Here is a 21,744-nt window from a genome sequence, read left to right on the forward strand (position 1 = left end):
ATGCCCGCTTCGGCGCTCGCGCTCGTCCTCACCGCCGCCCTGCTCCACGCGCTGTGGAACCTGGCCGCCAAGAAGTGGGGCGGCGGTCCGCATTTCGTCATGAGCTGCGCCATCGGCGTCGTGCTGCTGTGGCTGCCGGCCGCCGTGTGGCTGGGCATGGACGAGGTGCCGCGCTGGACGCCGCTGGTGTGGGGCTTGGCCCTGGCCAGCGCCGTCGTGCACCTGCTGTACTTCAACTGCCTGGTGGCCGGCTACCGGGCGAGCGACCTGACGGTGGTCTACCCGGTGGCGCGCGGCAGCGGGCCGCTGTTGTCTGCGCTGGCGGCCGTGCTGCTGCTGGGCGAGCACCTGGGCGTGCACGGCGCGCTGGGCCTGGCCGGCGTGGTGGGCGGCATCCTGCTCATCACGCTGGGGCCACGCCTGATCGGGCGCGGCCTGACGCATGACGCCGACGCGGAGCGCCGCCGCCGGCTGGGCCTGTGGTGGGGCGCGGCCACCGGCGCGCTGATCGCGGGCTACACGGTCATCGATGCCTATGCGGTCAAGCTGCTGGCGGTGTCGCCGCTGCTGCTGGATTGGGTGGGCAACCTGCTGCGCATGGTGATGCAGGCGCCCGTGTCGCTGCGCCAGCGGCACACGTTCTGGGCCGAGGTACGGCAGTCGTGGCGCGGCATCCTGGCCGTGTCGGCGCTGGGGCCGGCAGCCTATGTGCTGGTGCTTCTGGCCGTGAAGGAGGCCCCGCTGTCGCGCGTGGCCCCGGCGCGCGAGGTGTCCATGCTGATCGCGGCGCTGCTGGGCGGGCAGTTGCTGGGCGAGGCCGAGCGCGGCTGGCGCCTGGCCGGCGCGGGCCTGATCGCGCTTGGCGTCGTGGCGCTAGCCGTGTAGCAGGTCGGCGTAAAGGTCCACGTAGCGCGCGGCGGCCGTGTCCCAGCCCAGGCGCTGCTGCATCGCTACCGCGCGCACACGCGCCCAGCACGCGGGGCGCTGCCACAGCACGAACGCCCGCCGCAGCGCGCGGCGGTAGGCATCCAGCGCGTAGGCGTCGAAGACAAAACCCGTCGCGCTGCCGGCGTCCAGGTCTTCCAGCGTGCAGTCGACGACTGTGTCGGCCAGGCCGCCAACGCGGTGCACCAGCGGCAGCGCGCCGTAGCTCAGACCGTAAAGCTGGGTCAGGCCGCAGGGCTCGAAGCGGCTGGGCACCAGCACCACGTCGATGCCGGCGTAGATGCGGTGGGCCAGGCCCTCGTCCATGCCGCTGCGCAGGGCGACGCGGCCGGGGTGACGGGCCGCAGCGGTGGCGAACTCGGCTTCCAGCCGCGCGTCGCCGGCGCCGAGGATGACGAGCTGGCCGCCGGCCGCCACCAGCTCGTCCAGCGCCTGCAGCACCAGCGGCAGGCCTTTCTGCTCGGTCAGGCGGCTGACGACGCCTAACAGCGGCGCCTCGGCCGACACGGCCAAGCCGCACTCGCGCTGCAGCGCGGCCTTGCAGGCGGCCTTGCCCGCGATGTCGTCGGCGCTGTAGGGCGCGGCGATGGCCGCATCGGCGGCCGGTGACCAGATGCGGTAGTCCACGCCGTTCAGGATGCCGTGCAAGGCGGCCGACCGATGGCGCAGCAGCCCGTCCAGGCCGCAGCCCTGCTCGGGCGTCTGGATCTCGCGGGCATAGGTCGGGCTGACGGTGGTGATCGCGTCGGCGAAGTGCAGGCCGGCCTTGATGAAGCTGACCTGGCCGTAGAACTCCAGCCCTTCAACCGCATAGTGCTCGGCCGGCAGGCCCAGCTCGCCGAACTGGCTGGCCGGGAACAGGCCCTGGTAGGCCAGGTTGTGCACCGTGAAGACGGTCTTGGCCGTGCTGCGCTGGCGCGCGCGGCTGGCGGCGACATGGGCGCAGGCCAGGCCGGCATGCCAGTCATGCGCATGCACGATGTCGGGCCGCCACTGCGCATCCAGCCCTTCCGCCAGCCGCGCGGCGGCCAGGCCCAGCAGCGCGAAGCGGCGATGGTTGTCGGCATAGGCCGTGCCGTGCTCATCGGCATAGGGGTTGCCGGGGCGGTCGAACAGGCCCGGCGCGTCCAGCAGGTAGACAGGCTGCTCGAAGCCGGGCAGCCGCCCGCGCAGCAACGCCGCACGCCCCTCGCTCCACGGCAGCGCGACAGGCGCAACGGCGCATGCCTGCACCAGCGCTGCGCGCAGCGCCGGGAAGCCCGGCACCAGCAGCCGTGGCTCGGCACCGGCCGCGGCCAGCGCGGCGGGCAAGGCGCCGGCCACGTCGGCCAAGCCGCCAGTCTTCAGCAGCGGGAACAGCTCCGCGCTGACTTGCAGCACCCGCATGTCAGAGCTTCTTGAGCATCTGCTTGGTGATCAGCACGACTCCGTTGTCCGTGCGCTCGAAGCGGGCCGCATCCAGCGCGGCATCCTCACCGACGACCAGGCCGTCGGGAATCTCGCAGCCGCGGTCGACGATGACCTTGGTGAGCCGGCAGTTGCGCCCCACGCTGACGCCCGGCAGCAGCACGCTCTGGTGGATGTTGCAGAAGGAGCGGATGCGCACGTTGCTGAACAGCACCGACTGCACGACGTGCGAGCCCGACACGATGCAGCCGCCGCTGACCATGGTGTTGACCGTCATGCCGTGCATGCCGTTGTGGTCGGGGATGAACTTGGCCGGCGGCAGCTGGCGCTGGTAGGTCCAGATGGGCCAGTCGGTGTCGTAGATGTCCAGCTCGGGGTTGATGGAGGCCAGGTCCAGGTTGGCGGCCCAGAACGCGTCCAGCGTGCCCACGTCGCGCCAGTAGGGCGCGGCGCCGTTGGGGTTGTGGATGCAGCTCATGCCGAACGGGTGAGCCACGGCGCGGCCCTCGCCGACGACCTTGGGGATGACGTCCTTGCCGAAGTCGTGGCTGGAGCTGGCGTCGGCCAGGTCCTCAGCCAGCAGGCGGTAGAGGTAGTCGGCGCTGAAGATGTAGATGCCCATGCTGGCCAGGCAGGTGTCGCTGCGGCCAGGCATGGTGGGCGGGTCGGCGGGCTTCTCCTGGAAGGCTGTGATGCGGCGCTCGCCGTCCACGGCCATCACGCCGAAGGCGCTCGCCTCGCCCTTGGGCACCTCAATGCAGCCAACCGTGCAGCCAGCGCCCGTGGCCACGTGGTCCACCAGCATGGACGAGTAGTCCATCTTGTAGATGTGGTCGCCGGCCAGCACGACGATGTAGTCGGCCTCGGTGCTCTGGATGATGTCCAGGTTCTGGTAGACCGCGTCGGCGGTCCCGCGGTACCAGCTCTCTTCGTCCACGCGCTGCTGCGCGGGCATCAGGTCCACCGTCTCGTTCAGCTCAGCACGCAGAAAGCTCCAGCCGCGCTGGATGTGACGCAGCAGCGAGTGGCTCTTGTATTGCGTCACCACGCCGATGCGGCGGATGCCCGAGTTCACGCAGTTGCTCAGCGCGAAGTCGATGATGCGGAACTTGCCGCCGAAGTAGACCGCAGGCTTGGCCCGCGAGTCGGTGAGCTGCTTGAGGCGGGAGCCACGGCCGCCGGCCAGCACGAGGGCGATGGCGCGGCGGGCGAGCTGGTGGGGCGATGCGACGGGGGCCATGAACCGATCTCCACGAGACTGCAAACGATGGCAGTTTGCCGCCTCCAGTGTGCCGGTCTTTCTCGGGGCTTGCCCTCAGGTCGGCAGTGCGCTGCCTTCGCTCGCGGCGGCCTGAGCCAGCGCACGTTCGAAGGCACTGCGGCTGGGCGTCTCGACGAACACGCAGCGCTTGTGGTGGCGCTTGCAGTGGTCCTTCACGCGCCAGTAGGCGTCGTGGCTGATGCAGCCGGTCTGGCAGATGACGAGGTCGGCCGCAGCGAGCTGGGGCTCCAGCTGCGCGGGCTTGTGCTCGGCGCCGCCGTCGTGGTGCAGAAAGTGCGCACCGCAGCCCTCCACGGCCTGGCGGTACTGCGGCACGCTGCCACCCCGGCCGCCCACGCACAGCACCACGCGATGGTCCAGCTTGACGGGCAGGGCCAGGTCTTGCGCCGGCGCGGGCAACGGCGCCGCGTGCGCTGGCTCTGCCGCCACCGCGCGCGGCGTCAGCCGGGCCAGCTCGCGTTGCAGCGCGTGGTTGCGCTCGGTCTGCTCGGCCAGGCGCTCGCGCAGCTGCTCGCGCTCCGGCAGGTCGGGGCGCAGCGACTGCCAGTGCAGCAGCTGCTCCTGGGCCTGGGCCAGCTGGGTCTGCAGCGAGATCACGAGCGCGCGCTGCTGCATGCGCTCCTGCTCCCAGGCCTGCTGCTCGCGAGCGCGCTCCTGGCTCCAGGCGGTGACGCGCTGTTGCGCCTCGGCGTACTCGCGCGACAGCGCCTGGTGCTCGGCCAGCAACTCGCGGTGGCGCGCCATGTCCACCCGCTGCGCGGCGCCCACCTGGTGCTGCAGCATGTGCACCTGGCCGAGCACGCGCATCTCCAGCCACTCGTCGCAGCGCGCATGCGTCAGCGTGGCCCACAGGGCGCCGGCAATCTCGCCCTGCGCGGCGCGGCTGCGCCACCAGGTCATCAGCGACTCGCGGCATTTCGCCTGGCCGGCGCTGCGGATGTCCAGCGTGAAGCGCTGCTCCAGGTCCTTCTGCAGCGCCTCGGCCACCGCGTTGCGGCGTGCGGCCGCGGTGACGAGGCTGCAGTGCAGCGTGTAGTCGTCCTCGTCGCCCTGCAGCACCAGCAGCTTCTTGGCCAGCACGCGCACGCGCTCCAGCGGCACGCACACACCGATCACCGGGCAATGCGCATGGCTGCCCAGCTCCCACAGGCGGCGGCGGCGCGAGCCCGCCGTGGGCAGCACAGCCGCATGGGCGGCGCAGCAGGCCTCAGCCATGACGCCCTCCCCGCAGCGCGTGCCGCTGGCCTGGATGCAGACGGGAATGGGCGGGGCCAGCAGCGGCCCGCACAGCAGGGTTCGTCAACATGTGAGCTCCGAAAAAGAGCGCGGGCTGGCGAGGGCTGGCTGGCGCGGGTAACGAGTGAAGGCGGGCGCGAGCCCGGGCGCTACTTGGTCAGGATGAGCTTGCCCAGGCTGGTGACACGCAGGCGGTAGACCTGCTGCTGGTGATGGATGAGCACCTCGCCGCCCGGGCCCAGCAGCGCGGCGCTGTCGATATGGCGCAGCGGCCCGGCGCCCGGCAACGGCACCGAGGGCAAACGGGACGGTGGGCGTGGGTCGTGATCAGCAAGCATGCGACGACTTTAATGAGAACAGTTCTCAATTGCAAGTCATTCGCATCCTCTGTCCCCTGTCAGGGGCTCGAGACCGTTTCAGCCGCGCTGGCGCTCGCTCTCGTACAGGCAGATGGCCGCGGCAGCCGCGACGTTCAGCGACTCCTCGCCACCGGGCTGCGGGATGCCCACCGTGAGGGCGCAGCGCGCCATCAGCGCGGGCGACACGCCCTGCCCTTCGTGCCCCATGACCCAGGCGCACGGCGACGGCAAGGCCACCTTGTGCAGCACATGCTCGGTGTGGGAGCTGGTGGCGATCATTGGCACGGCGAGCTGGGCGAGGTCGTCCGCCGCCAGGCCTTCGATCAGGCGCAGACCGAAGTGCGCGCCCTGCCCGGCCCGCAGCACCTTGGGCGACCACAACGCCGCCGTGCCCTTCAGCGCCAGCACCTGGCGCACGCCGAAGGCTGCCGCACTGCGCAGGATGGCGCCCACGTTGCCGGCGTCCTGCAGCCGGTCCAGCACGACGCTGGCCGCGCCGGGGTCGATGGCCGCGGCCGGCGGCAGCGCCAGCTCGGCGCCGATCTGCGCGGGCGACTCCAGCCCGCTCAGGCCCTTGAACAGCGCCGCGGGCACGACCAGCGCGCGTGCGGCCGCCTCGGCCAGTGCGCGCAAGGCCTCGTCCTGCAAGGCCGCTTCGGTGACGACCACCAGCCCCAGCGGCCAGCCGCGCTGCCGTGCTGCGCGCAGCAGGTGGTCGCCCTCCAGCCACACGCTGCCGCTCTTGCGGTAGCCGCCGGGGTCGGCCGCGAGTTTGCGCAGCCTCACCAGGGCCGGGTTGTCGCGCGAGGTGATGTGATCCAGCTTCATTCGGTACAGACCGCCCGCACGGGCGCAAAACTGCGGCGGTGCCAGGGGCTGGCGCCATGGGCCTTCAGCGCCGCCAGGTGCTCGGCCGTGCCATAGCCCTTGTGGGCGGCAAAGCCGTACTGCGGGTGGCTCGCGTGCATCTGCTCGCAGAACAGATCGCGCGCAACCTTGGCCAGGATGCTGGCGGCCGAGATGGCGGGCACAGTGGCATCGCCCTTCACGATGGCCTCGGCCGCCATGGGCAGCACCGGCAGGCGGTTGCCGTCCACGCGCACCAGCGCCGGCTTGAGGCGCAGCCCGTTCACCGCGCGCTGCATGGCCAGCATCGTTGCCTGCAGGATGTTGAGGCGGTCGATCTCCTCAATGGACGCCTGCGCGATGCAGAAGCACAGCGCCTTGGCGCGCACCTCGTCGTACAGCCGCGCACGCCGCGCCGCCGTCAGCGCCTTGGAGTCGGCGAGGCCCGCGATGGGCTGCAGGTCGTCCAGGATGACGGCGGCGGCGAACACCGGGCCGGCCAGCGGGCCGCGGCCGGCCTCGTCCACGCCAGCGACGAGGCCGGGCGGCGTCCAGTCCAGCGACACCTGTTCAGGCACCGATGAGCGTCGCGATCGCATCACTGGCGCGCCGCGCGGTGTCTTGCCGCAGCAGCTCATGGAGTTGCACAAAGCGCTGGTGCAGCGCGGCACGGCGCGGCGCATCGGCCAGCAGCGCCTCGGCCTCGCGGGCCAGGTTCTCCGGCGTGCAGGCGTGCTGGATCAGCTCAGGCACGAGGAAGTCACGCGCCAGGATGTTGGGCAGGCCCACCCAGGGCAGCAGGCCCTTGTCCTTCATGCGCCACCAATTCAGCCAGTGCATGCGGTAGGCGATCACCATGGGCCGCTTGAACAGCGCCGCCTCCAGCGTGGCCGTGCCGCTGGCCACCAGCGTCAGGTCGCAGGCGGCCAGCACGGCGTGCGACTGGCCGTCAACGAGCTGGATGTCGGCGCCCTGCAGCATGGGCTCCACCAAGCCCCGCAGGCCCGGCACTACGGGCATGACAAAGCGTCGCCCCGGTTTGGCCAGCAGCCTGGCCGCACCGATCAGCGCCGGCGCGATGTACTTGATCTCGCTCTTGCGGCTGCCGGGCAGCAGCGCAATGACGGTGTCCTGCTCGGGCAGCTTCAACGCCTCGCGGGACGCGGCGCGCGGCGGCTCCAGGGGAATCGCATCGGCCAGCGGATGGCCCACGTAGGTCGCGCCGATGCCGGCCTGGTGCAGGATCTCGGGCTCGAACGGGAACAGGCACAGCACGTGGTCGGCCGCCGCCCTGATCTTCTCGACGCGCTCGGGCCGCCAGGCCCAGATGGACGGGCACACGAAATGAACCGTCTTGATGCCCGCCTCGCGCAGCCGCGTCTCCAGGCCGAAATTGAAGTCGGGCGCGTCGACACCGATGAACACATCGGGCTTGTTGGAGATCAGCCGCGTGCCCAGTTGCTTGCGGATGGACAGCAGCTCGCGGATGTTCAGCAGCGCATCGACATAGCCGAAGATGGACAGCTTGCTGTGCGGCCACCAGGTCTCGAAGCCCTGGGCGATCATCTTCGGGCCGCCGATGCCTTCGGAGGCCAGGCCGGGCCAGCGCTCGCGCAGACCCTGCAGCAACAGGCCGGCCAGCAGATCGCCGCTGGCCTCGCCGGCCACCATGCCGAGGCGGGGCGCGGTCGTCATCAGTTACCGAACAATGCCGCGGGTCGACGCGGCGAGGAAGGTCAGCATGGTGTCGATGTCGCCATCGGCCGCGCCGCCCTCCGTGCCGCGCAGCGCGGCGATCGCCGCCTTGGCCTCGTCCAGCGTGTGGCCCATGCGGTAGAGCAGCTTGTAGATCTGGCGGATGACGCCGATGCGCTCGGCGCTGAAGTCGCGGCGCTTCAGGCCCACGACATTGACCGCGCGGGCCGCCAGCGGGTTGCCGTCCACCGTCATGAAGGGCGGCACGTCCTGCGCCACATGCGCCTGGAAGCCGATCATCGCGTGGTCGCCGATGCGCATGCGCTGCAGGATGCCGGTCAGGCCGCCGATGGTGACGTGGTTGCCCACGTGCACATGGCCGGCCAGCGTCGCGTTGTTGGCCAGCACGCACTCGTTGCCGATGACGACGTCATGCGCCAGGTGGCAGTACGCCATGATCCAGTTGTCGTTGCCCAGCGTCGTCTCGCCGCGGTCCTGGACCGTGCCGACGTTCAGCGTGCAGAACTCGCGGATGGTGTTGCGGTCGCCGATGACCAGCGTCGTCGGCTCCCCGGCGTACTTCTTGTCCTGGTTGACCGCGCCGATGGAGCTGAACTGGAAGAAGGTGTTGTCGCGACCGATGGTCGTGTGGCCTTCGATGACGCAATGCGGGCCGACCTTGGTGCCGGCTCCGATCTTCACGTGCGGGCCGATCAGCGTGTAGGCGCCGACCTCGACGCTGCTGTCCAGCTGCGCGCCGGGGTCGACGATGGCGGTGGGGTGGATGGCCATCGCGCGCGTCCTCAGGCGTCCAGGCGGCGCATGGTGCACATCAGCTCGGCCTCGGCCGCGAGCTGGTCGCCCACCAGCGCGCGGGCGCTGAACTTGTAGATGCCGGCCTTGGCGCGGCCCAGCGTCACCTCCAACACAAGCTGGTCGCCCGGTTCAACCGGGCGCTTGAAGCGCGCGCCGTCGATGCCGGCGAAATAGACCACCGATTTGTCGTCCAGCACCATGTCCATGCTGCGCAGTGCCAACAGCGTGGCAGCCTGGGCCATGGCTTCGAGGATGAGCACGCCCGGCATCACGGGCCGGTGCGGGAAGTGGCCCAGGAAGAAGGGCTCGTTGATCGAGACGTTCTTGATCGCGCGGATGCGCTCGCCCTTGACCAGCTCGACCACGCGGTCCACCAGCAGGATGGGATAGCGGTGCGGCAGGCGCGTCAGGATTTCATGGATGTCCATCGTGATCGTCTCGGTCGTCATTTCTTTTCCAGCGCGCGCACACGCTCTCTCAGGGTGTGGAGCTGGCGCAGCGTCGCCGCGTTCTTCTGCCAGCTCGAGTTTTCTTCGAAGGGATGGGGGCCGCTGTAGACGCCCGGCTCGGCGATGCTGCGCGTGACCGTCGTCGCCGCGGAGATGTGCACACCGTCCACCAGCGTCAGGTGGCCGATGATGTTGGCGGCGCCACCGATGGTGCAGTTCGCACCGATGCGGGTGGAGCCCGCCACCGCCGCGCAACCCGCCATGGCCGTGTTCTTGCCGATGTGCACGTTGTGGGCGATCTGGATCAGGTTGTCGAGCTTCACGCCGTCCTCGATGACGGTATCGGCCAGCGCACCGCGATCGATGCAGGTGTTGGCACCGATCTCGACGTCATCGCCGATGCTCACATTGCCGAGCTGTTCGATCTTCACGTAGCCCTGCTTGCTCGGTGCGAGGCCGAAGCCATCGGCGCCGATGACGACGCCGCTGTGCACCAGGCCACGCGCGCCGATGCGGCAGCCATAGCCCAGCACCACGCGCGGCGCCAGCCGCGTGCCCTCGCCCACCTGCGCATCGCGTTCGACAACACAGTGCGCGCCGATGCGTGCGCGGTCGCCGATGACGGCCCCCGCCTCCACCACGGCCAGCGGGCCGATCTCCACATCGCGGCCCAGCGTCGCCTCGGGCGACACGATAGCGCTGGGGTGCACGCCCACGCTCGCCGCCGGGCGCGTGCGGGCCGCCCACCATTGCGTCAGGCGGGCGAAGTAGAGGTAGGGGTCTGGTGTGACGATGGCCGCACCGCGGGCGGCGGCCGCCTCGGCAAAAGCCGGCGCTACGATGACGCAGCCCGCCCGCGTCGTGCCCAGCTGGGCCTGGTAGCGCGGGTTGGCGAGGAAGCTGATGCAGTCGCCGTCCGCCTCGTCCAGCGGAGCGATGCGGGCGATGCGGACTTCGGACCCACCAAGCAAATCGCCGCCCAAGGCGGCGATCAGCTCGGTGAGCGCGACGGTCGTCGAGCTCATGGTGGCCAGCGGCTTACTTCTGCGCGTTCAGCGCGTCGATCACCTTCTTGGTGATGTCCACGCGGGCGCTGAAGTGGATGGCGTCTTGCAGGATCAGGTCGTACTTCTCGGCGTCGAAGATCTGCTTGATGACCTTGTTGGCGCGTTCGACGACGACGGACAGTTCCTCGTTCTTGCGCTGGGTCAGGTCTTCCTGCCACTCCCGGCGCTTGCGCTGCAGGTCGCGTTCCTGTTCGACGACATCGCGCTGGCGGCGATTGCGCTCGGCTTCGGACAGCGTGGGCGCGTCCTTTTCCAGCTTCTCGGCGGCACCGCGCAGCTTGGTTTCCAGGTCACGCAGGTCCTTCTCGCGCTTGCCGAACTCCGTTTCCAGCTTGATCTGTGCCGTCTTGGCCAGGTTGGCTTCGCGCAGCACACGTTCGCTGTTGACGTAGCCGATCTTCAGTTCCTGGGCTTGCACGGCCGAGGTGGCCACCATCATCGACGCGGCCAGAGCCGCCGATTGCAAGAGCTTGCTCATCATCAGAATGCAGTCCCGATCTGGAATTGGAATTTCTCGATTCTATCCGTGCGTTCCTTGCGGATAGGCTTGCCGTAGCTGAGGCGCAGCGGGCCCATGGGCGAGAGCCACGACAGGCCGATACCGGCCGAGGCGCGCACGCTGTCGAGCTTGAGCTTTTCGTGCTCGCCCCAGACGTTGCCCGCGTCAGCGAACAGGAAGATGCGGAAGCTCTTGTCGTTGCCGCTGCCGGGCACCGGCAGGTAGAGCTCGGCATTCAGGTTGAAGCGGCGGTTGCCGCCGCTGTAGGAGCCGGTGGGGTCCACCGGGCCCAGCGTGCCAGCCTCGAACACCCGCACGGAACCCAGGCCACCCGCGTAGAAGTTCTTGAAGATCGGGTAGGGCCGTCCGCTCAGGCCCTCACCCCAACCGAGCTCGCTGTTGATGCCCAGCGTGATCTTGTTGGTGATCTCGAAGTACTCCTGGTGCTGCAGGTTCAGGCGCGCAAAGCGCACGTCGCCCAGCGTGCTGAGCTCGAAGTTGGCGCGCTGGTAGCGGCCCTTCATCGGCGTGATGACGCTGTCGCGGCTGTCGCGCTGCCAGCCGATGGTCAGCGGGATGGAATCGCTGCGCGTGCCGAAGCGGTTGACGTAGTCGAAGTAGCTCTGCGGCAGGCCGCGCGAGGTGGTGATGTCCGTCTGCTCGTAGCCGATGCCGAAGAACACGGTGTCAAGCTCGGAGAACGGCACACCGAAACGCACCGAGCCGCCCTTGGTGACGTACTCGTACTCCTCGCCCAGCGTGTTGATGGGCTTGGTCGTGCGGTAGAACACGTCGAGCGCGCGGGACACGCCATCGACCGTGAAGTACGGGTCCACCGTGGAGACCTGCAGCTGGCGGCCGGTGCGGGCCGTCGCGATGTCGATGCCCAGGTAGTTGCCCGAGCCGAACACGTTGTCCTGGCGGATGGAGCCGGTGAAGGACAGCTTCGTCTGGCTGGAGTAGCCGGCACCCACCGTGATGGCGCCCGTGGGGCGCTCGACGACGGTCAGGATGACATCCACCTGATCCTGCGCGCCCGGCACCTCCTGGGTGTCGATGTTGACTTCCTTGTCCTTGAAGTAGCCCAGGCGTTCCACGCGGTCGCGCGAGGCCTTGATCTTCTGGCCGTCGTACCAGGCCGACTCGAACTGGCGGAACTCGCGACGGATGACCTCGTCACGGGTGCGCGAGTTGCCGGAGATGATGACCTTGCGCACGTAGACGCGGCGCTGCGGCTCGGCGACGAAGGTGACGACCACCTGGCCGGTCGCACGGTCGATCTCGGGGCGGCTGTCCACGCGGGCGAAGGCGTAGCCGTAGGTGCCGAACAGGTCGCTGAACGCACGCGTCGTGGCGGCCACGGCCTCGCCCTGGTAGGCCTGGCCGGGCTTCAGGAACACGAGGTGCTTGAAGTCCTCCTCGCGGCCCAGGAAGTCGCCTTCCAGCTTCACGCCGGTCACCGTGTACGGCTGCCCCTCGCTGATGGTGATGGCGATGCTGATGCTCTGCTTGTCCGGCGAGATCGTGACCTGGGTGGATGTGACCGCCACCTCCAGGTAGCCGCGGTTCAGGTAGTGGCTGCGGATGGTTTCCAGGTCCGCGTTCAGCTTGGCGCGCGAGTAGCGGTCGGTCTTGGTGTACCAGGTCAGCCAGCCGGAGCTGGTCTGCTCCAGCAGGCCCAGCAGCGTGCTCTCGGAGAACACCTTGGTGCCCAGGATGCGGATTTCGGCGATCTTGGCCGGCTCGCCCTCGGTCACGTTGAAGCTGACGTTGACGCGGTTGCGCTCGATGGGCGTGATGGTCGTCGTGACCTCGGCGCCGTAGAGGCTGCGGGTCAGGTATTGCCGCTTAAGCTCCTGCTCGGCGCGGTCGGCCAGCGCACGGTCGAAGGGCTTGCCTTCGCCGATGCCGACGTCCTTCAGCGACTTGGACAGCGCCTCGGTATCGAACTCCTTCAGGCCGACGAAGTTCACGTTGGCGATGATGGGGCGCTCGTCGATGATGACGACGACGGCGTCACCCTCGATGCTGATGCGCACGTCCTTGAACAGGCCGGTCGCGAACAGCGCGCGCAGTGCGGCCGCGCCCTTCTCGTCGTTGTAGGTGTCGCCGATGCGGAAGGGCAGCGACGCGAACACGGTGCCGGGGTCGGTGCGCTGCAGGCCTTCGACGCGGATGTCTTTCAGCACGAAGGGGTCGACGGCCCAGGCCAGCCCCGACTGGAACAGCCCCAACAGAGCCAAGGCCAGGACTGAGGGGCGACGTTTCTTCGCTCCCGAACGTAGAAAAAAGGACATGGAGACCGGGAGTTTCAGTGCCAGCCCGCGAGGCGGGCGACGTCGTTGGAAAGGGCCAAGGCCATCATCAGCATCAGGATCAGCAAGCCGACTCGCTGCAGTTGCTGCTGCCACCGTTCAGACACGGGGCGGCCGCTCAGACCCTCGAAAAGATGATACATGAGGTGCCCGCCGTCCAGCATTGGCAGCGGCAGCAGGTTCAGCACGGCCAGGCTCATGGAGATGCTCGCGAGGAACGCGAGGTAAGGCACCAGGCCCGCCTGTGCCGACTGGCCGGCCGCACCCGCAATGGCCACCGGCCCGCCCAGGTTCTTGAGCGAGGCTTCACCCACCAGCATGCGGCCGATCACACGGATCATGGTGACCGCCGTGTCCCAGCTCTGCTGCGCGCCGCGCCCAATGCTGTCGAGCAGCCCGTAGCTGACAAGCACCCGCTCCGGCGCAGAACCGGGGTACAGGCCCAGTCGCGCCACGCTGCGGCCGCCTTCCTGGACGATGGCCGGCGTGGGCGTGAGCTCCACGACCTGGCCCGCGCGCTCCACCTGCCAGACCATCGTGCGCGGCTGATCGCCATCGCGGGCACGCAGAATCGCATCGCGCAGTTGCCCAGCATCGGCCACCGCTCGGCCATCCACCGACAGCACACGATCGCCCACCTGGATGCCTGCCGCCGCTGCGGGCTCGCCTGGCGTCACCTTCTGGATCAATGGTTCGCTGAGCGGAAACAGGCCGATGTCGTCCGCCAGGCGGCGGTCGGCCGTGCGGCTGGCCAGTTGGTCGATGTCGAGCCGGGCGCTGCGGGAGCCGTGGCCGCTCGCATCGCTGATGGTCAGGTGCACCGCCTCGCCCAGTGCCTGGGCCTTGGCCACCTGCACCATCAGGTCGGGCATCGCCTGCACCTCATCCCAGGACTGGCCGTCATGCGACACCGCACGCACCCAATCACCCGCACGCAAACCGGCCCGCTCCGCCAGCGAGCCGGCCGGCGGCGTGCCCAGCACGGCCTTGGGCACCTCACTGCCCAGCCACGCCACCGCCGCGAACAGCACGATGGCCAACAGCCAGTTGGCCGCAGGCCCGGCCGCCACGATGGCCGAGCGCTGGCGCAGCGGGCGCTGATTGAAGGCTTGCGCACGCTCATGCGGCAACACCAGCCCATCGCGCTCGTCCAGCATGCGCACATAGCCGCCGAGCGGGAATGCGCACAAGGTGAACTCGGTGCCGTCGCGGCCGACTCGGCGCCACAGCACGGGGCCGAAGCCGATGGAGAAGCGCAGCACCTTGACACCGCAGGCCCGCGCCACCCGGTAGTGGCCCCATTCGTGAATGGTGATCAGCAGCGCCAGCGCGGCGAGGAACGCAAGCGGCGTGATCACAGCAGCGTCAGGGCGTGAGCCCGCGTGCGGGCGTCGAGATCCAGCAGCGCCTCGATGCTGCCGCAGTCGCCCGGCTGCACATCGGCCAGGCATTGGGCATTGAGCGCCGGGATGCGGTCAAAGCGCAGGCGGCCGTTCAGGAAGGCGTCCACCGCCACCTCGTTGGCCGCATTCAGCACCGCCGTGCTGCCCTCAGGGCCGCGCAGCGCCTGCCAGGACAGGTGCAGGCCAGGGAAGCGCGTCGCATCCGCCTCTTCGAACGTGAGGCTGGGCGTGGTCAGCAGGTTGAGCTGGCTGGCACCCGACGTGATGCGCTCGGGGAAGGACAGGCCATAAGCAATGGGCACGCGCATGTCCGGCGTGCCGAGCTGGGCCAGCACGGACTGATCCCGGCAGACCACCATCGAGTGGATGATGCTCTGCGGGTGGATCAGCACCTTGATCTGCTCGGGCGCCAGGTTGAACAGCCAGCGGGCCTCGATGACCTCCAGCGCCTTGTTCATCATGGTCGCGGAGTCGACCGAGATCTTGCGGCCCATGACCCAGTTCGGGTGGGCGCAGGCCTGCTCGGGCGTCACGTCGGCCAGCGTCTTGGGGTCGCGGGTGCGGAACGGGCCGCCGGAGGCGGTCAGCACGATGTGGTCGATGCGGTCGTGCCAGGTCGTGCGGTCTTCGGGCAGGCACTGGAAGATGGCCGAGTGCTCGCTGTCGATGGGCAGCAGCGTGGCACCGCCCTGCTCCACCGCCTGCATGAACAACGCGCCGCCGACAACGATGGCCTCCTTGTTGGCCAGCAGCAGCCGCTTGCCGGCACGCGCTGCGGCGATGGCCGGCGCCAGGCCAGCCGCGCCGACGATGGCCGCCATGACGGTGTCCACATCAGGGTGCGCAGCGATATCGGCCAGCGCGGCCGCACCATCCAGCACCTCCGTGGTGCTGCCGGCCTCGCGCAGGCGCTCGCGCAGCCGCGCCGCCGCGGCCGACTCGGGCATCACCGCAAAGCGCGGGCGCCACTGCAGACATTGGGCCAGCAGCTCATCGACGCGGCTCATCGCGCTGAGCGCGACGACCTCGTAGCGGTCGGGATGGCGGGCCAGCACGTCCAGCGTGTTGACGCCGATGGAACCGGTGGAGCCGAGGACGCAGACGCGTTGGCGGGTCATGACAGAGGAACTCAAAGGCTGATCAGGGCCAGCGCCAGCGGGAACACCGGCAGCAGTGCGTCGATGCGGTCCAGCACGCCGCCATGGCCGGGCAGCAGGCCGCTGCTGTCCTTGGCGCCTGCTGCGCGCTTGACCAGGGATTCAAACAGGTCGCCGACGACGCTCATCGCGGCAAGGAAGAACAACGCCAGCAGCGACACCACGCCATGCCGCTGCACCAGCAGCGTGTAGAGGCTGGGCGAGTCGACCGCGACGCGCACATCGATGACATGCACCCACACAAAGCCCAGCAGCACAACACCGGCCATGCCGCCCCACACGCCCTCCCAGCTCTTGCCCGGGCTGATGGCCGGGGCCAGCTTGCGCCGGCCAAAGGCGCGGCCGCAGAAGTAGGCGGCGATGTCGGCCATCCACACGAGGCAGAACACCGACAGCAGGAAATTGATGCCCAGCACCTTGGCCTGGGTGATGGCCAGCCACGCGCCCCACAGCAGCACCGCGCCCAGCACCAGCCGCCCACCGCGCGCCAGATGCGGCCAGCCAGCCGGCCCGGCGCGCAGCGCATACGCGCCGCCCAGCACCCACAGCCCGGTGGCCAGCCACCAGATCCAGGCCGGCGGCGCCTGCAGACCGCCGATCAGCAGCGTCCACACGCAGCCCAACGCTAGCGCGACGCCAGCCGCCAGCGCGCCGGTGCCGGGCAAGCCATTGAGCCGGGCCCATTCCCAACCGGCCGCGCCGATCAGAGCGACCGTGAGCCACGCGAACGGCCAGGGCGAGGCCTGGAACAGCACGGGCAACAGGATGGCCAGCAACACGACGGCGGTGATGACGCGGGTCTTGAGCATGGCAGGACCGCGGTCAGGCGGCGTTGGGTGCGTCTTTGACGCCGCCGAAGCGGCGGTCGCGGCCGTGGAAGGCATCGATGGCCGCATCCAGTTGCTGGGCGCCGAACTCGGGCCACAGGCAGTCACTGAACACGAACTCGGTGTACGCCACCTGCCACAGCAGGAAGTTGCTGATGCGGACCTCGCCGCCGGTGCGGATGAAGAGGTCGGGGTCCGGCGCATGGGCCAGCGCCATGAACTCGCTCAGCTTGTCCTCGGTCAGCTCATGGGCTGGCACGCCGGCCGCGATCGCCTTGCGGCTGGCCTGCACGATGTCCCAGCGACCGCCGTAGTTGAAGGCAACGTTCAGCGTCAGCTTGGTGTTGTGGGCGGTGCGCGCCTCGGCACCGTCCCAGGCCTGGCGCAGCTTCTCGGCGATGCTGTCGCGATCACCGATGACGCGCACGCGCACACCCATCGCGTCGAGCTTGCTGAGGTAGCGCGACACGGCAGCCAGCACCAGGCCCATCAGACCCGACACCTCGTCGCTGGGGCGCTTCCAGTTCTCGCTGGAGAACGCGAAAACGGTCAGGAATTCGATGTCGCGATCGATGCAGGCCTGGATGGTGCGGACGACCGCATCCACGCCGGCCTTGTGGCCGAAGAAGCGCGGCAGAAAGCGCTTCTTGGCCCAGCGGCCGTTGCCGTCCATGACGATGGCGACATGGCGCGGTGGCGCCGGGCGATCCTGCGCCACGACAGACGCGCTCAAACCGCCATGACCTCGGCTTCCTTCGCCGAGATCAGCTTGTCGATCTCGCTGATCACGCGGTCGGTGAGCTTTTGCACCTCGTCGAGGCTGCGGCGCTCATCGTCTTCGCCGATCTCCTTGTCCTTCAGCAGCTTCTTGGCCTGCTCGTTCGCGTCGCGGCGCAGGTTGCGCACGGCCACCTTGGCGTCCTCGCCCGTGTTGCGCACGACCTTGGTCAGCTCCTTGCGGCGCTCCTCGGTCAGCGGCGGCATCGGCACGCGGATCAGGTCGCCCTGCGAGGCCGGGTTCAGGCCCAGATCGCTCTCGCGGATGGCCTTCTCGATCTTGGCGCCCATGCCCTTTTCCCAGGGCTGGACGGAGATGGTGCGGGCATCCAGCAGGCTGACGTTGGCCACCTGGCTGATGGGCACCATGGAGCCGTAATAGTCGACGCTGACCTGGTCCAGGATGCCCGGGTGGGCGCGACCGGTGCGGATCTTGTGCAGTTCGTTCTTCAGGGCCTCGACGGACTTGGCCATCTTGGCTTCGGCGTTCTTCTTGATGTCGGCAGTGCTCATGATCGATACCTATTCATTGCGGGGCGCCCGTCAACGCGCGCCCCCAGCGGACGCAGCTCAGACGTGGACCAGCGTGCCCTCGTCCTCGCCCTGCACGACGCGCTTGAGCGCGCCGGGCTTGAAGATGCTGAACACCTTGATCGGCAGCTTCTGGTCGCGGCACAGCGCGAAGGCGGCGCCATCCATGACCTGCAGGTTGCGGCCAATGGCCTCGTCGAAGGTGATGGCCGAGTAGCGCTTGGCCTCGGGATCCTTCTTGGGATCGGCCGTGTAGACACCATCGACCTTGGTGGCCTTGAGCACGACCTCGGCGCCGATCTCGGCGCCGCGCAGCGCGGCGGCGGTGTCAGTCGTGAAGAAGGGGTTGCCGGTACCGGCAGCGAAGACGACGACCTTGCCCTCTTCGAGGTATTGCAGCGCCTTGGGGCGCACATAGGGCTCGACGACCTGCTCGATGCCGATGGCCGACATCACGCGGGCCACCATGCCCTCTTGACGCATCGTGTCGGCCAGGGCCAGCGAGTTCATCACCGTGGCCAGCATGCCCATGTAGTCGGCGGTGGCGCGGTCCATGCCGACCGAGCCGCCGGCCACGCCGCGGAAGATGTTGCCGCCGCCGATGACGACGGCGACTTCCACGCCCATCTGCGTCACTTCGCGGACCTCCTGCACCATGCGCACGATGGTGGCGCGGTTGATGCCGTAGGCGTCATCGCCCATCAGGGCTTCACCGGAGAGTTTGAGCAGGATGCGCTTGTACGCGGGCATGGTGTCCTCAGTGGTTGGGGGCCTATGGTGGGCCGCAAGTTTAAAGGGCGCCAACTTGGCGCCCTTCTCTATCGCAAGAGTCTTTACTGACCCTTGGCAGCCGCAACCTGCGCGGCCACCTCGGCGGCGAAGTCGTCGACCTTCTTCTCGATGCCTTCACCCACGACGTACAGCGTGAAGCCCTTGACGGTCGTGTTGGCAGCCTTCAGGTGGGCACCCACGGTCTGCTTGCCGTCGGCGGCCTTCACGAAGACCTGATCCAGCAGCGAGACTTCCTTCAGGAACTTCTGCACCGAGCCTTCGACCATCTTGGCGACGATGTCGGCGGGCTTGCCGGATTCGGCAGCCTTCTCGGTGGCGATCTTGCGCTCCTTCTCGACCAGGTCGGCCGGCACGTCGGCGCTGGACAGCGCGGCGGGCTTCATGGCGGCGATGTGCATCGCGACGTCCTTGGCGGCCACGTCGTCACCTTCGAACTCGACGACCACGCCGATGCGGGTGCCGTGCAGGTAGGTGGCCAGCTTGGAGCCGGTGTAGCGCTGGAAGCGGCGGATCGTCATGTTCTCGCCGATCTTGCCGATCAGGCCCTTGCGCACGTCTTCCACCGTCGGGCCAAAGCCTTCCTGCGACAGGGGCAGGGCCGACAGGGCAGCGACGTCAGCGGGAGCATGCTCGGCCACCAGGCCGGCCAGGGCGCCCACGAATGCCAGGAAGGCATCGTTCTTCGAGACGAAGTCGGTCTCGCAGTTCACTTCGATCAGCGCGCCGTTGCCGTTCACGACGGCCGACGAGACCACGCCTTCAGCCGTGATGCGCGAGGCCGCCTTGCCAGCCTTGTTGCCCAGCTTGACGCGCAGGATCTCTTCCGCACGGGCCAGGTCGCCGTCGGCTTCCGTCAGCGCCTTCTTGCACTCCATCATCGGGGCGTCGGTGCGGGCACGCAGTTCGCCCACCATGCTTGCAGTGATTGCAGCCATTGTTCTCTCCAGATTTCGGTTGGCCAAATTCAGTTGGCAAAAGGGGCCTCGCGGCCCCTTTCAGATGCAGGGTCGAAAGGGCTTAAGCCTCTTCCGAAACCTCGACGAACTCATCGCCAGCGGGGGCGACAGCAGCCAGCACTTCGTTCGTGGCGTTGGCCTTGCCTTCCAGCACGGCGTCGGCAACAGCGCGGGCATACAGCGCCACGGCCTTGGCCGAGTCGTCGTTGCCGGGGATGACGTAGTCGATGCCTTCGGGCGAGTGGTTGGTGTCAACCACGCCGATGACGGGAATGCCCAGCTTCTTGGCTTCGGCGACGGCAATCTTGTGGTAGCCGACGTCGATCACGAAGATGGCGTCCGGCAGCGCGGTCATGTCCTGGATGCCACCGATGTTCTTTTCCAGCTTGGCGATGTCGCGCTGGAACAGCAGGGCTTCCTTCTTGATCGCGGGCTGGGTGCCAGCCTCGACCTGGGCCTGCATGTCCTTCAGGTTCTTCAGCGAGGTCTTGACCGTCTTGAAGTTGGTCATCATGCCGCCCAGCCAACGCGAGTCGACGTAGGGCATGCCGGCGCGCTGCGCTTCAGCGGCGATGAACTCACGGGCCTGGCGCTTGGTGCCGATCATCAGGATCGTGCCGCGCTTGGCAGCCAGCGAGCGCACGAACTTCATCGCATCGTTGAACGCGGGCAGCGTCTTCTCGAGGTTGATGATGTGGATCTTGTTGCGATGGCCGTAGATATACGGGGCCATCTTGGGGTTCCAGAAGCGGGTTTGGTGGCCGAAATGGACGCCGGCTTCCAGCATCTCGCGCATCGTGACAGACATGGGTCTTACTCCGAAGGTTGTGTCTAAAATCCAGCCCGAATTGCGTCGCAGCGCCTTGAAACACCTGTTTCTCGAGTCGCCGCAAGCCGCAACACCTTTGTGTGGCCGGTTTGCGATTTGTTGCTACGCGTGGAAGCCTGTCTCCAGGCGCCACACCTCACAACCGTTTTACCGAGGGCGACGGCGGCTCAACGAGCCACCCCCTCCGGCAAAACCCGCAGAGTATACACAATCCATGGCCTCCCACTGCCGACCCCGCCTGCCAGCGGTCGCCTGCCCCGTCGTCACGCCCCTGCGCGGCATGTCGCTCGAGGTGCACGCTTGAGCCGCAGCGTTGCCGTGGTGGGCGCCGGGCTGGCAGGCGTGACGACGGCCTACGAACTCGCCGCGCTGGGCTGGCGCGTGCAGGTGTTCGAGCGCTGCGCCAGTGTGGCAGAGCAGGCCAGCTTTGCCAGCAACGCACTGCTGGCGCCTTTCGTCCCAGGCCTGGCAGATGCAAGCCCGCCCGCCCCACCCGCCTTCCGCCTGCGGCGCTGGCGGGCCGCACGCAAGCCCAGCGACGCACCCAAGCAACTCTGTACCCTCAGCCAGCTGGGGCTGGCACGTGCCGCACAACTGCGGCGCGAACTGGGGCTGGACGACGAAGCCGCCGATGGCCTGCTCGTCGCACTCGCTGATGCGCGACGCGTCACCGCAGCCCACACCCGGCTGGCCGATTGGCAAGCGCTGGGGCTGCAGCTGCAGCTCATCGAGGCCGGCGAGGCGCGCCTGCGCGAGCCCGGCCTCGACAGCCAGGCGCCGTTTGCCGCCGCACTCGCCATCGCCCAAGGCGGCGTGGGCAATCCGCGCCTGTTCGCTCAGCAACTGCGATTGCAGGCGCAGCGGCTCGGCGCGGAGTTCCGTTTTCACACGACCGTGCGCCGCCTGCAGAGGGATGCCACCGGCATCACCCTGCGACACGAACACACGCCGCCCACGGAGCCTCCGACCCGCAGCGCGGAGCGCGAAGCCGGTGACACCCAGCCCCAGGCCCTCGGCGCCCAGGAGCAGCGCTTCGATGCCGTCGTGCTGTGCAATGGCCTGGATGCACTGGATCTGCTCGACAAGCGGCTGCGCCTGCACGCCCACCACGAGGCGTCCATCACCGCCCCACTGCGCCAGCTCGAGGCCCATCCGGACCTCGGACCCAAGGCCGCGTGGGCAGACCTCGCGACGGGCATCACCATCACGCGCATCGGCCAGCGCGTGCGCGTCAGCGGTGGCGCCACGATCGGCGCGCCAGGCAGCAAGCCCACACCCGACTTCGAAGCCCTGCACCGTGCGCTGCAGCATTGGTTCCCGGGCTCGGTGCTGCACCAGCAGGCCCAACAGCGCAGCAGTCGCCGCGCTGCAGCGCCCGACGGCCTGCCCCTGATCGGCAGCACGGCGCAGCCGGGCGTGTGGCTGAACCTGCCGCTGGGTGGCCACGGCTGGGGCAGCGCCTGCGGCAGCGCCCAGGTGCTGGCACAGATGATCACCGGCCAACCGCCGAGCACCAACATTTCAGGACTGAGCCCGCAACGCTTGACCTAAGCTCG

Annotated in this window: 22 protein-coding genes; 2 read left to right on the forward strand and 20 right to left on the reverse strand. The window is 68.7% G+C overall.

All coding sequences use genetic code 11. The annotated features are described in order from the left end of the window. Nucleotides 1–885 carry a DMT family transporter gene (locus tag NYO99_RS16035; RefSeq protein ID WP_268168254.1) on the forward strand — a complete coding sequence of 295 codons (885 nt, stop codon included), beginning with the start codon at nt 1–3 and terminating at the stop codon, nt 883–885. Here NYO99_RS16035 and glgA read toward each other — a convergent pair. From glgA to rpsB, 20 genes are all read right to left on the reverse strand, one after another. After that, the gene (gene glgA / locus NYO99_RS16040; RefSeq protein WP_268168255.1) at nt 874–2,331 is read right to left on the reverse strand and encodes a glycogen synthase GlgA; all 1,458 of its coding nucleotides are present in this window, start codon (nt 2,329–2,331) and stop codon (nt 874–876) included. The two genes, NYO99_RS16035 and glgA, sit on opposite strands and share 12 nt — an antisense overlap. Nucleotide 2,332: 1 nt before the next feature. Then, a complete protein-coding gene (gene glgC / locus NYO99_RS16045) occupies nt 2,333–3,592 on the reverse strand; it encodes a glucose-1-phosphate adenylyltransferase (protein ID WP_268168256.1) in 1,260 nt (419 codons plus the stop codon). A gap of 75 nt (nt 3,593–3,667) precedes the next feature. After that, the gene (locus NYO99_RS16050) at nt 3,668–4,849 is read right to left on the reverse strand and encodes a DUF2325 domain-containing protein (protein ID WP_268168257.1); all 1,182 of its coding nucleotides are present in this window, start codon (nt 4,847–4,849) and stop codon (nt 3,668–3,670) included. Nucleotides 4,850–5,019: 170 nt separating this feature from the next. Next, a complete protein-coding gene (locus NYO99_RS16055) occupies nt 5,020–5,208 on the reverse strand; it encodes a hemin uptake protein HemP (RefSeq protein ID WP_268168258.1) in 189 nt (62 codons plus the stop codon). A gap of 78 nt (nt 5,209–5,286) precedes the next feature. Further along, nucleotides 5,287–6,057 carry a TrmH family RNA methyltransferase gene (locus NYO99_RS16060; protein ID WP_268168259.1) on the reverse strand — a complete coding sequence of 257 codons (771 nt, stop codon included), beginning with the start codon at nt 6,055–6,057 and terminating at the stop codon, nt 5,287–5,289. Further along, the gene (gene rnhB / locus NYO99_RS16065; protein WP_268168260.1) at nt 6,054–6,674 is read right to left on the reverse strand and encodes a ribonuclease HII; all 621 of its coding nucleotides are present in this window, start codon (nt 6,672–6,674) and stop codon (nt 6,054–6,056) included. The genes NYO99_RS16060 and rnhB overlap by 4 nt, the downstream gene beginning before the upstream one ends. Next, entirely contained in the window at nt 6,646–7,770 is a 1,125-nt protein-coding gene (lpxB, locus tag NYO99_RS16070) for a lipid-A-disaccharide synthase (protein WP_268168261.1), read from the reverse strand. Before lpxB ends, rnhB begins: the two co-directional genes overlap by 29 nt. Before the next feature lie 3 nt (nt 7,771–7,773). Next, entirely contained in the window at nt 7,774–8,562 is a 789-nt protein-coding gene (gene lpxA, locus NYO99_RS16075; RefSeq protein WP_268168262.1) for an acyl-ACP--UDP-N-acetylglucosamine O-acyltransferase, read from the reverse strand. An 11-nt stretch (nt 8,563–8,573) separates the two neighbouring features. Continuing rightward, entirely contained in the window at nt 8,574–9,035 is a 462-nt protein-coding gene (gene fabZ / locus NYO99_RS16080; RefSeq protein ID WP_268168263.1) for a 3-hydroxyacyl-ACP dehydratase FabZ, read from the reverse strand. Further along, complete coding sequence (lpxD, locus tag NYO99_RS16085; protein ID WP_268168264.1) at nt 9,032–10,060, reverse strand: UDP-3-O-(3-hydroxymyristoyl)glucosamine N-acyltransferase; 1,029 nt, start codon at nt 10,058–10,060, stop codon at nt 9,032–9,034. Before lpxD ends, fabZ begins: the two co-directional genes overlap by 4 nt. Nucleotides 10,061–10,073: 13 nt before the next feature. Next, nucleotides 10,074–10,580 carry an OmpH/Skp family outer membrane protein gene (locus NYO99_RS16090; RefSeq protein ID WP_268168265.1) on the reverse strand — a complete coding sequence of 169 codons (507 nt, stop codon included), beginning with the start codon at nt 10,578–10,580 and terminating at the stop codon, nt 10,074–10,076. Nucleotides 10,581–10,582: 2 nt separating this feature from the next. Beyond that, entirely contained in the window at nt 10,583–12,898 is a 2,316-nt protein-coding gene (gene bamA, locus NYO99_RS16095; protein WP_268168266.1) for an outer membrane protein assembly factor BamA, read from the reverse strand. Nucleotides 12,899–12,912: 14 nt separating this feature from the next. Continuing rightward, the gene (rseP, locus tag NYO99_RS16100; protein ID WP_268168267.1) at nt 12,913–14,274 is read right to left on the reverse strand and encodes an RIP metalloprotease RseP; all 1,362 of its coding nucleotides are present in this window, start codon (nt 14,272–14,274) and stop codon (nt 12,913–12,915) included. After that, nucleotides 14,271–15,437, reverse strand: a complete 1,167-nt coding sequence (gene ispC, locus NYO99_RS16105; protein WP_268168268.1) for a 1-deoxy-D-xylulose-5-phosphate reductoisomerase — start codon at nt 15,435–15,437, stop codon at nt 14,271–14,273. Before ispC ends, rseP begins: the two co-directional genes overlap by 4 nt. Before the next feature lie 11 nt (nt 15,438–15,448). Beyond that, nucleotides 15,449–16,285 (reverse strand): phosphatidate cytidylyltransferase, encoded by an 837-nt coding sequence (locus tag NYO99_RS16110; RefSeq protein WP_268168269.1) that lies wholly within the window; start codon nt 16,283–16,285, stop codon nt 15,449–15,451. 13 nt (nt 16,286–16,298) lie between these two features. Then, nucleotides 16,299–17,036 carry a polyprenyl diphosphate synthase gene (uppS, locus tag NYO99_RS16115; protein WP_268168270.1) on the reverse strand — a complete coding sequence of 246 codons (738 nt, stop codon included), beginning with the start codon at nt 17,034–17,036 and terminating at the stop codon, nt 16,299–16,301. Then, nucleotides 17,033–17,593, reverse strand: a complete 561-nt coding sequence (frr, locus tag NYO99_RS16120) for a ribosome recycling factor (protein ID WP_268168271.1) — start codon at nt 17,591–17,593, stop codon at nt 17,033–17,035. The genes uppS and frr overlap by 4 nt, the downstream gene beginning before the upstream one ends. A gap of 57 nt (nt 17,594–17,650) precedes the next feature. Further along, a complete protein-coding gene (gene pyrH / locus NYO99_RS16125; RefSeq protein ID WP_268168272.1) occupies nt 17,651–18,361 on the reverse strand; it encodes a UMP kinase in 711 nt (236 codons plus the stop codon). Nucleotides 18,362–18,444: 83 nt separating this feature from the next. Further along, nucleotides 18,445–19,338: a translation elongation factor Ts gene (gene tsf, locus NYO99_RS16130; RefSeq protein ID WP_268168273.1), complete on the reverse strand. Its 894-nt coding sequence runs from the start codon at nt 19,336–19,338 to the stop codon at nt 18,445–18,447. Between the two features lie 82 nt (nt 19,339–19,420). Then, entirely contained in the window at nt 19,421–20,167 is a 747-nt protein-coding gene (gene rpsB / locus NYO99_RS16135; protein WP_268168274.1) for a 30S ribosomal protein S2, read from the reverse strand. Nucleotides 20,168–20,488: 321 nt separating this feature from the next. Here rpsB and NYO99_RS16140 point away from each other — a divergent pair, with 321 nt between their 5' ends. Then, on the forward strand, nt 20,489–21,739 hold the full coding sequence (locus NYO99_RS16140; protein WP_268168275.1) for an NAD(P)/FAD-dependent oxidoreductase: 1,251 nt from the start codon (nt 20,489–20,491) through the stop codon (nt 21,737–21,739). Nucleotides 21,740–21,744: the final 5 nt, after the last annotated feature.

This window comes from Roseateles hydrophilus (assembly GCF_026712245.1).
Classification (GTDB): domain Bacteria; phylum Pseudomonadota; class Gammaproteobacteria; order Burkholderiales; family Burkholderiaceae_C; genus Pelomonas; species Pelomonas hydrophilus.

Bases quoted from the DNA above. Each gene is read 5' to 3' on its own strand.
- tsf (WP_268168273.1), bottom strand. From the start codon at position 19,338: ATGGCTGCAATCACTGCAAGCATGGTGGGCGAACTGCGTGCCCGCACC.
- fabZ (WP_268168263.1), bottom strand. From the start codon at position 9,035: ATGACGACCGAGACGATCACGATGGACATCCATGAAATCCTGACGCGC.
- lpxD (WP_268168264.1), bottom strand. From the start codon at position 10,060: ATGAGCTCGACGACCGTCGCGCTCACCGAGCTGATCGCCGCCTTGGGC.
- lpxA (WP_268168262.1), bottom strand. From the start codon at position 8,562: ATGGCCATCCACCCCACCGCCATCGTCGACCCCGGCGCGCAGCTGGAC.
- pyrH (WP_268168272.1), bottom strand. From the start codon at position 18,361: ATGCCCGCGTACAAGCGCATCCTGCTCAAACTCTCCGGTGAAGCCCTG.
- NYO99_RS16050 (WP_268168257.1), bottom strand. From the start codon at position 4,849: ATGGCTGAGGCCTGCTGCGCCGCCCATGCGGCTGTGCTGCCCACGGCG.
- NYO99_RS16035 (WP_268168254.1), top strand. From the start codon at position 1: ATGCCCGCTTCGGCGCTCGCGCTCGTCCTCACCGCCGCCCTGCTCCAC.
- frr (WP_268168271.1), bottom strand. From the start codon at position 17,593: ATGAGCACTGCCGACATCAAGAAGAACGCCGAAGCCAAGATGGCCAAG.
- NYO99_RS16110 (WP_268168269.1), bottom strand. From the start codon at position 16,285: ATGCTCAAGACCCGCGTCATCACCGCCGTCGTGTTGCTGGCCATCCTG.
- ispC (WP_268168268.1), bottom strand. From the start codon at position 15,437: ATGACCCGCCAACGCGTCTGCGTCCTCGGCTCCACCGGTTCCATCGGC.
- rpsB (WP_268168274.1), bottom strand. From the start codon at position 20,167: ATGTCTGTCACGATGCGCGAGATGCTGGAAGCCGGCGTCCATTTCGGC.
- bamA (WP_268168266.1), bottom strand. From the start codon at position 12,898: ATGTCCTTTTTTCTACGTTCGGGAGCGAAGAAACGTCGCCCCTCAGTC.
- glgA (WP_268168255.1), bottom strand. From the start codon at position 2,331: ATGCGGGTGCTGCAAGTCAGCGCGGAGCTGTTCCCGCTGCTGAAGACT.
- lpxB (WP_268168261.1), bottom strand. From the start codon at position 7,770: ATGACGACCGCGCCCCGCCTCGGCATGGTGGCCGGCGAGGCCAGCGGC.
- rnhB (WP_268168260.1), bottom strand. From the start codon at position 6,674: ATGCGATCGCGACGCTCATCGGTGCCTGAACAGGTGTCGCTGGACTGG.
- NYO99_RS16060 (WP_268168259.1), bottom strand. From the start codon at position 6,057: ATGAAGCTGGATCACATCACCTCGCGCGACAACCCGGCCCTGGTGAGG.
- NYO99_RS16055 (WP_268168258.1), bottom strand. From the start codon at position 5,208: ATGCTTGCTGATCACGACCCACGCCCACCGTCCCGTTTGCCCTCGGTG.
- glgC (WP_268168256.1), bottom strand. From the start codon at position 3,592: ATGGCCCCCGTCGCATCGCCCCACCAGCTCGCCCGCCGCGCCATCGCC.
- NYO99_RS16090 (WP_268168265.1), bottom strand. From the start codon at position 10,580: ATGAGCAAGCTCTTGCAATCGGCGGCTCTGGCCGCGTCGATGATGGTG.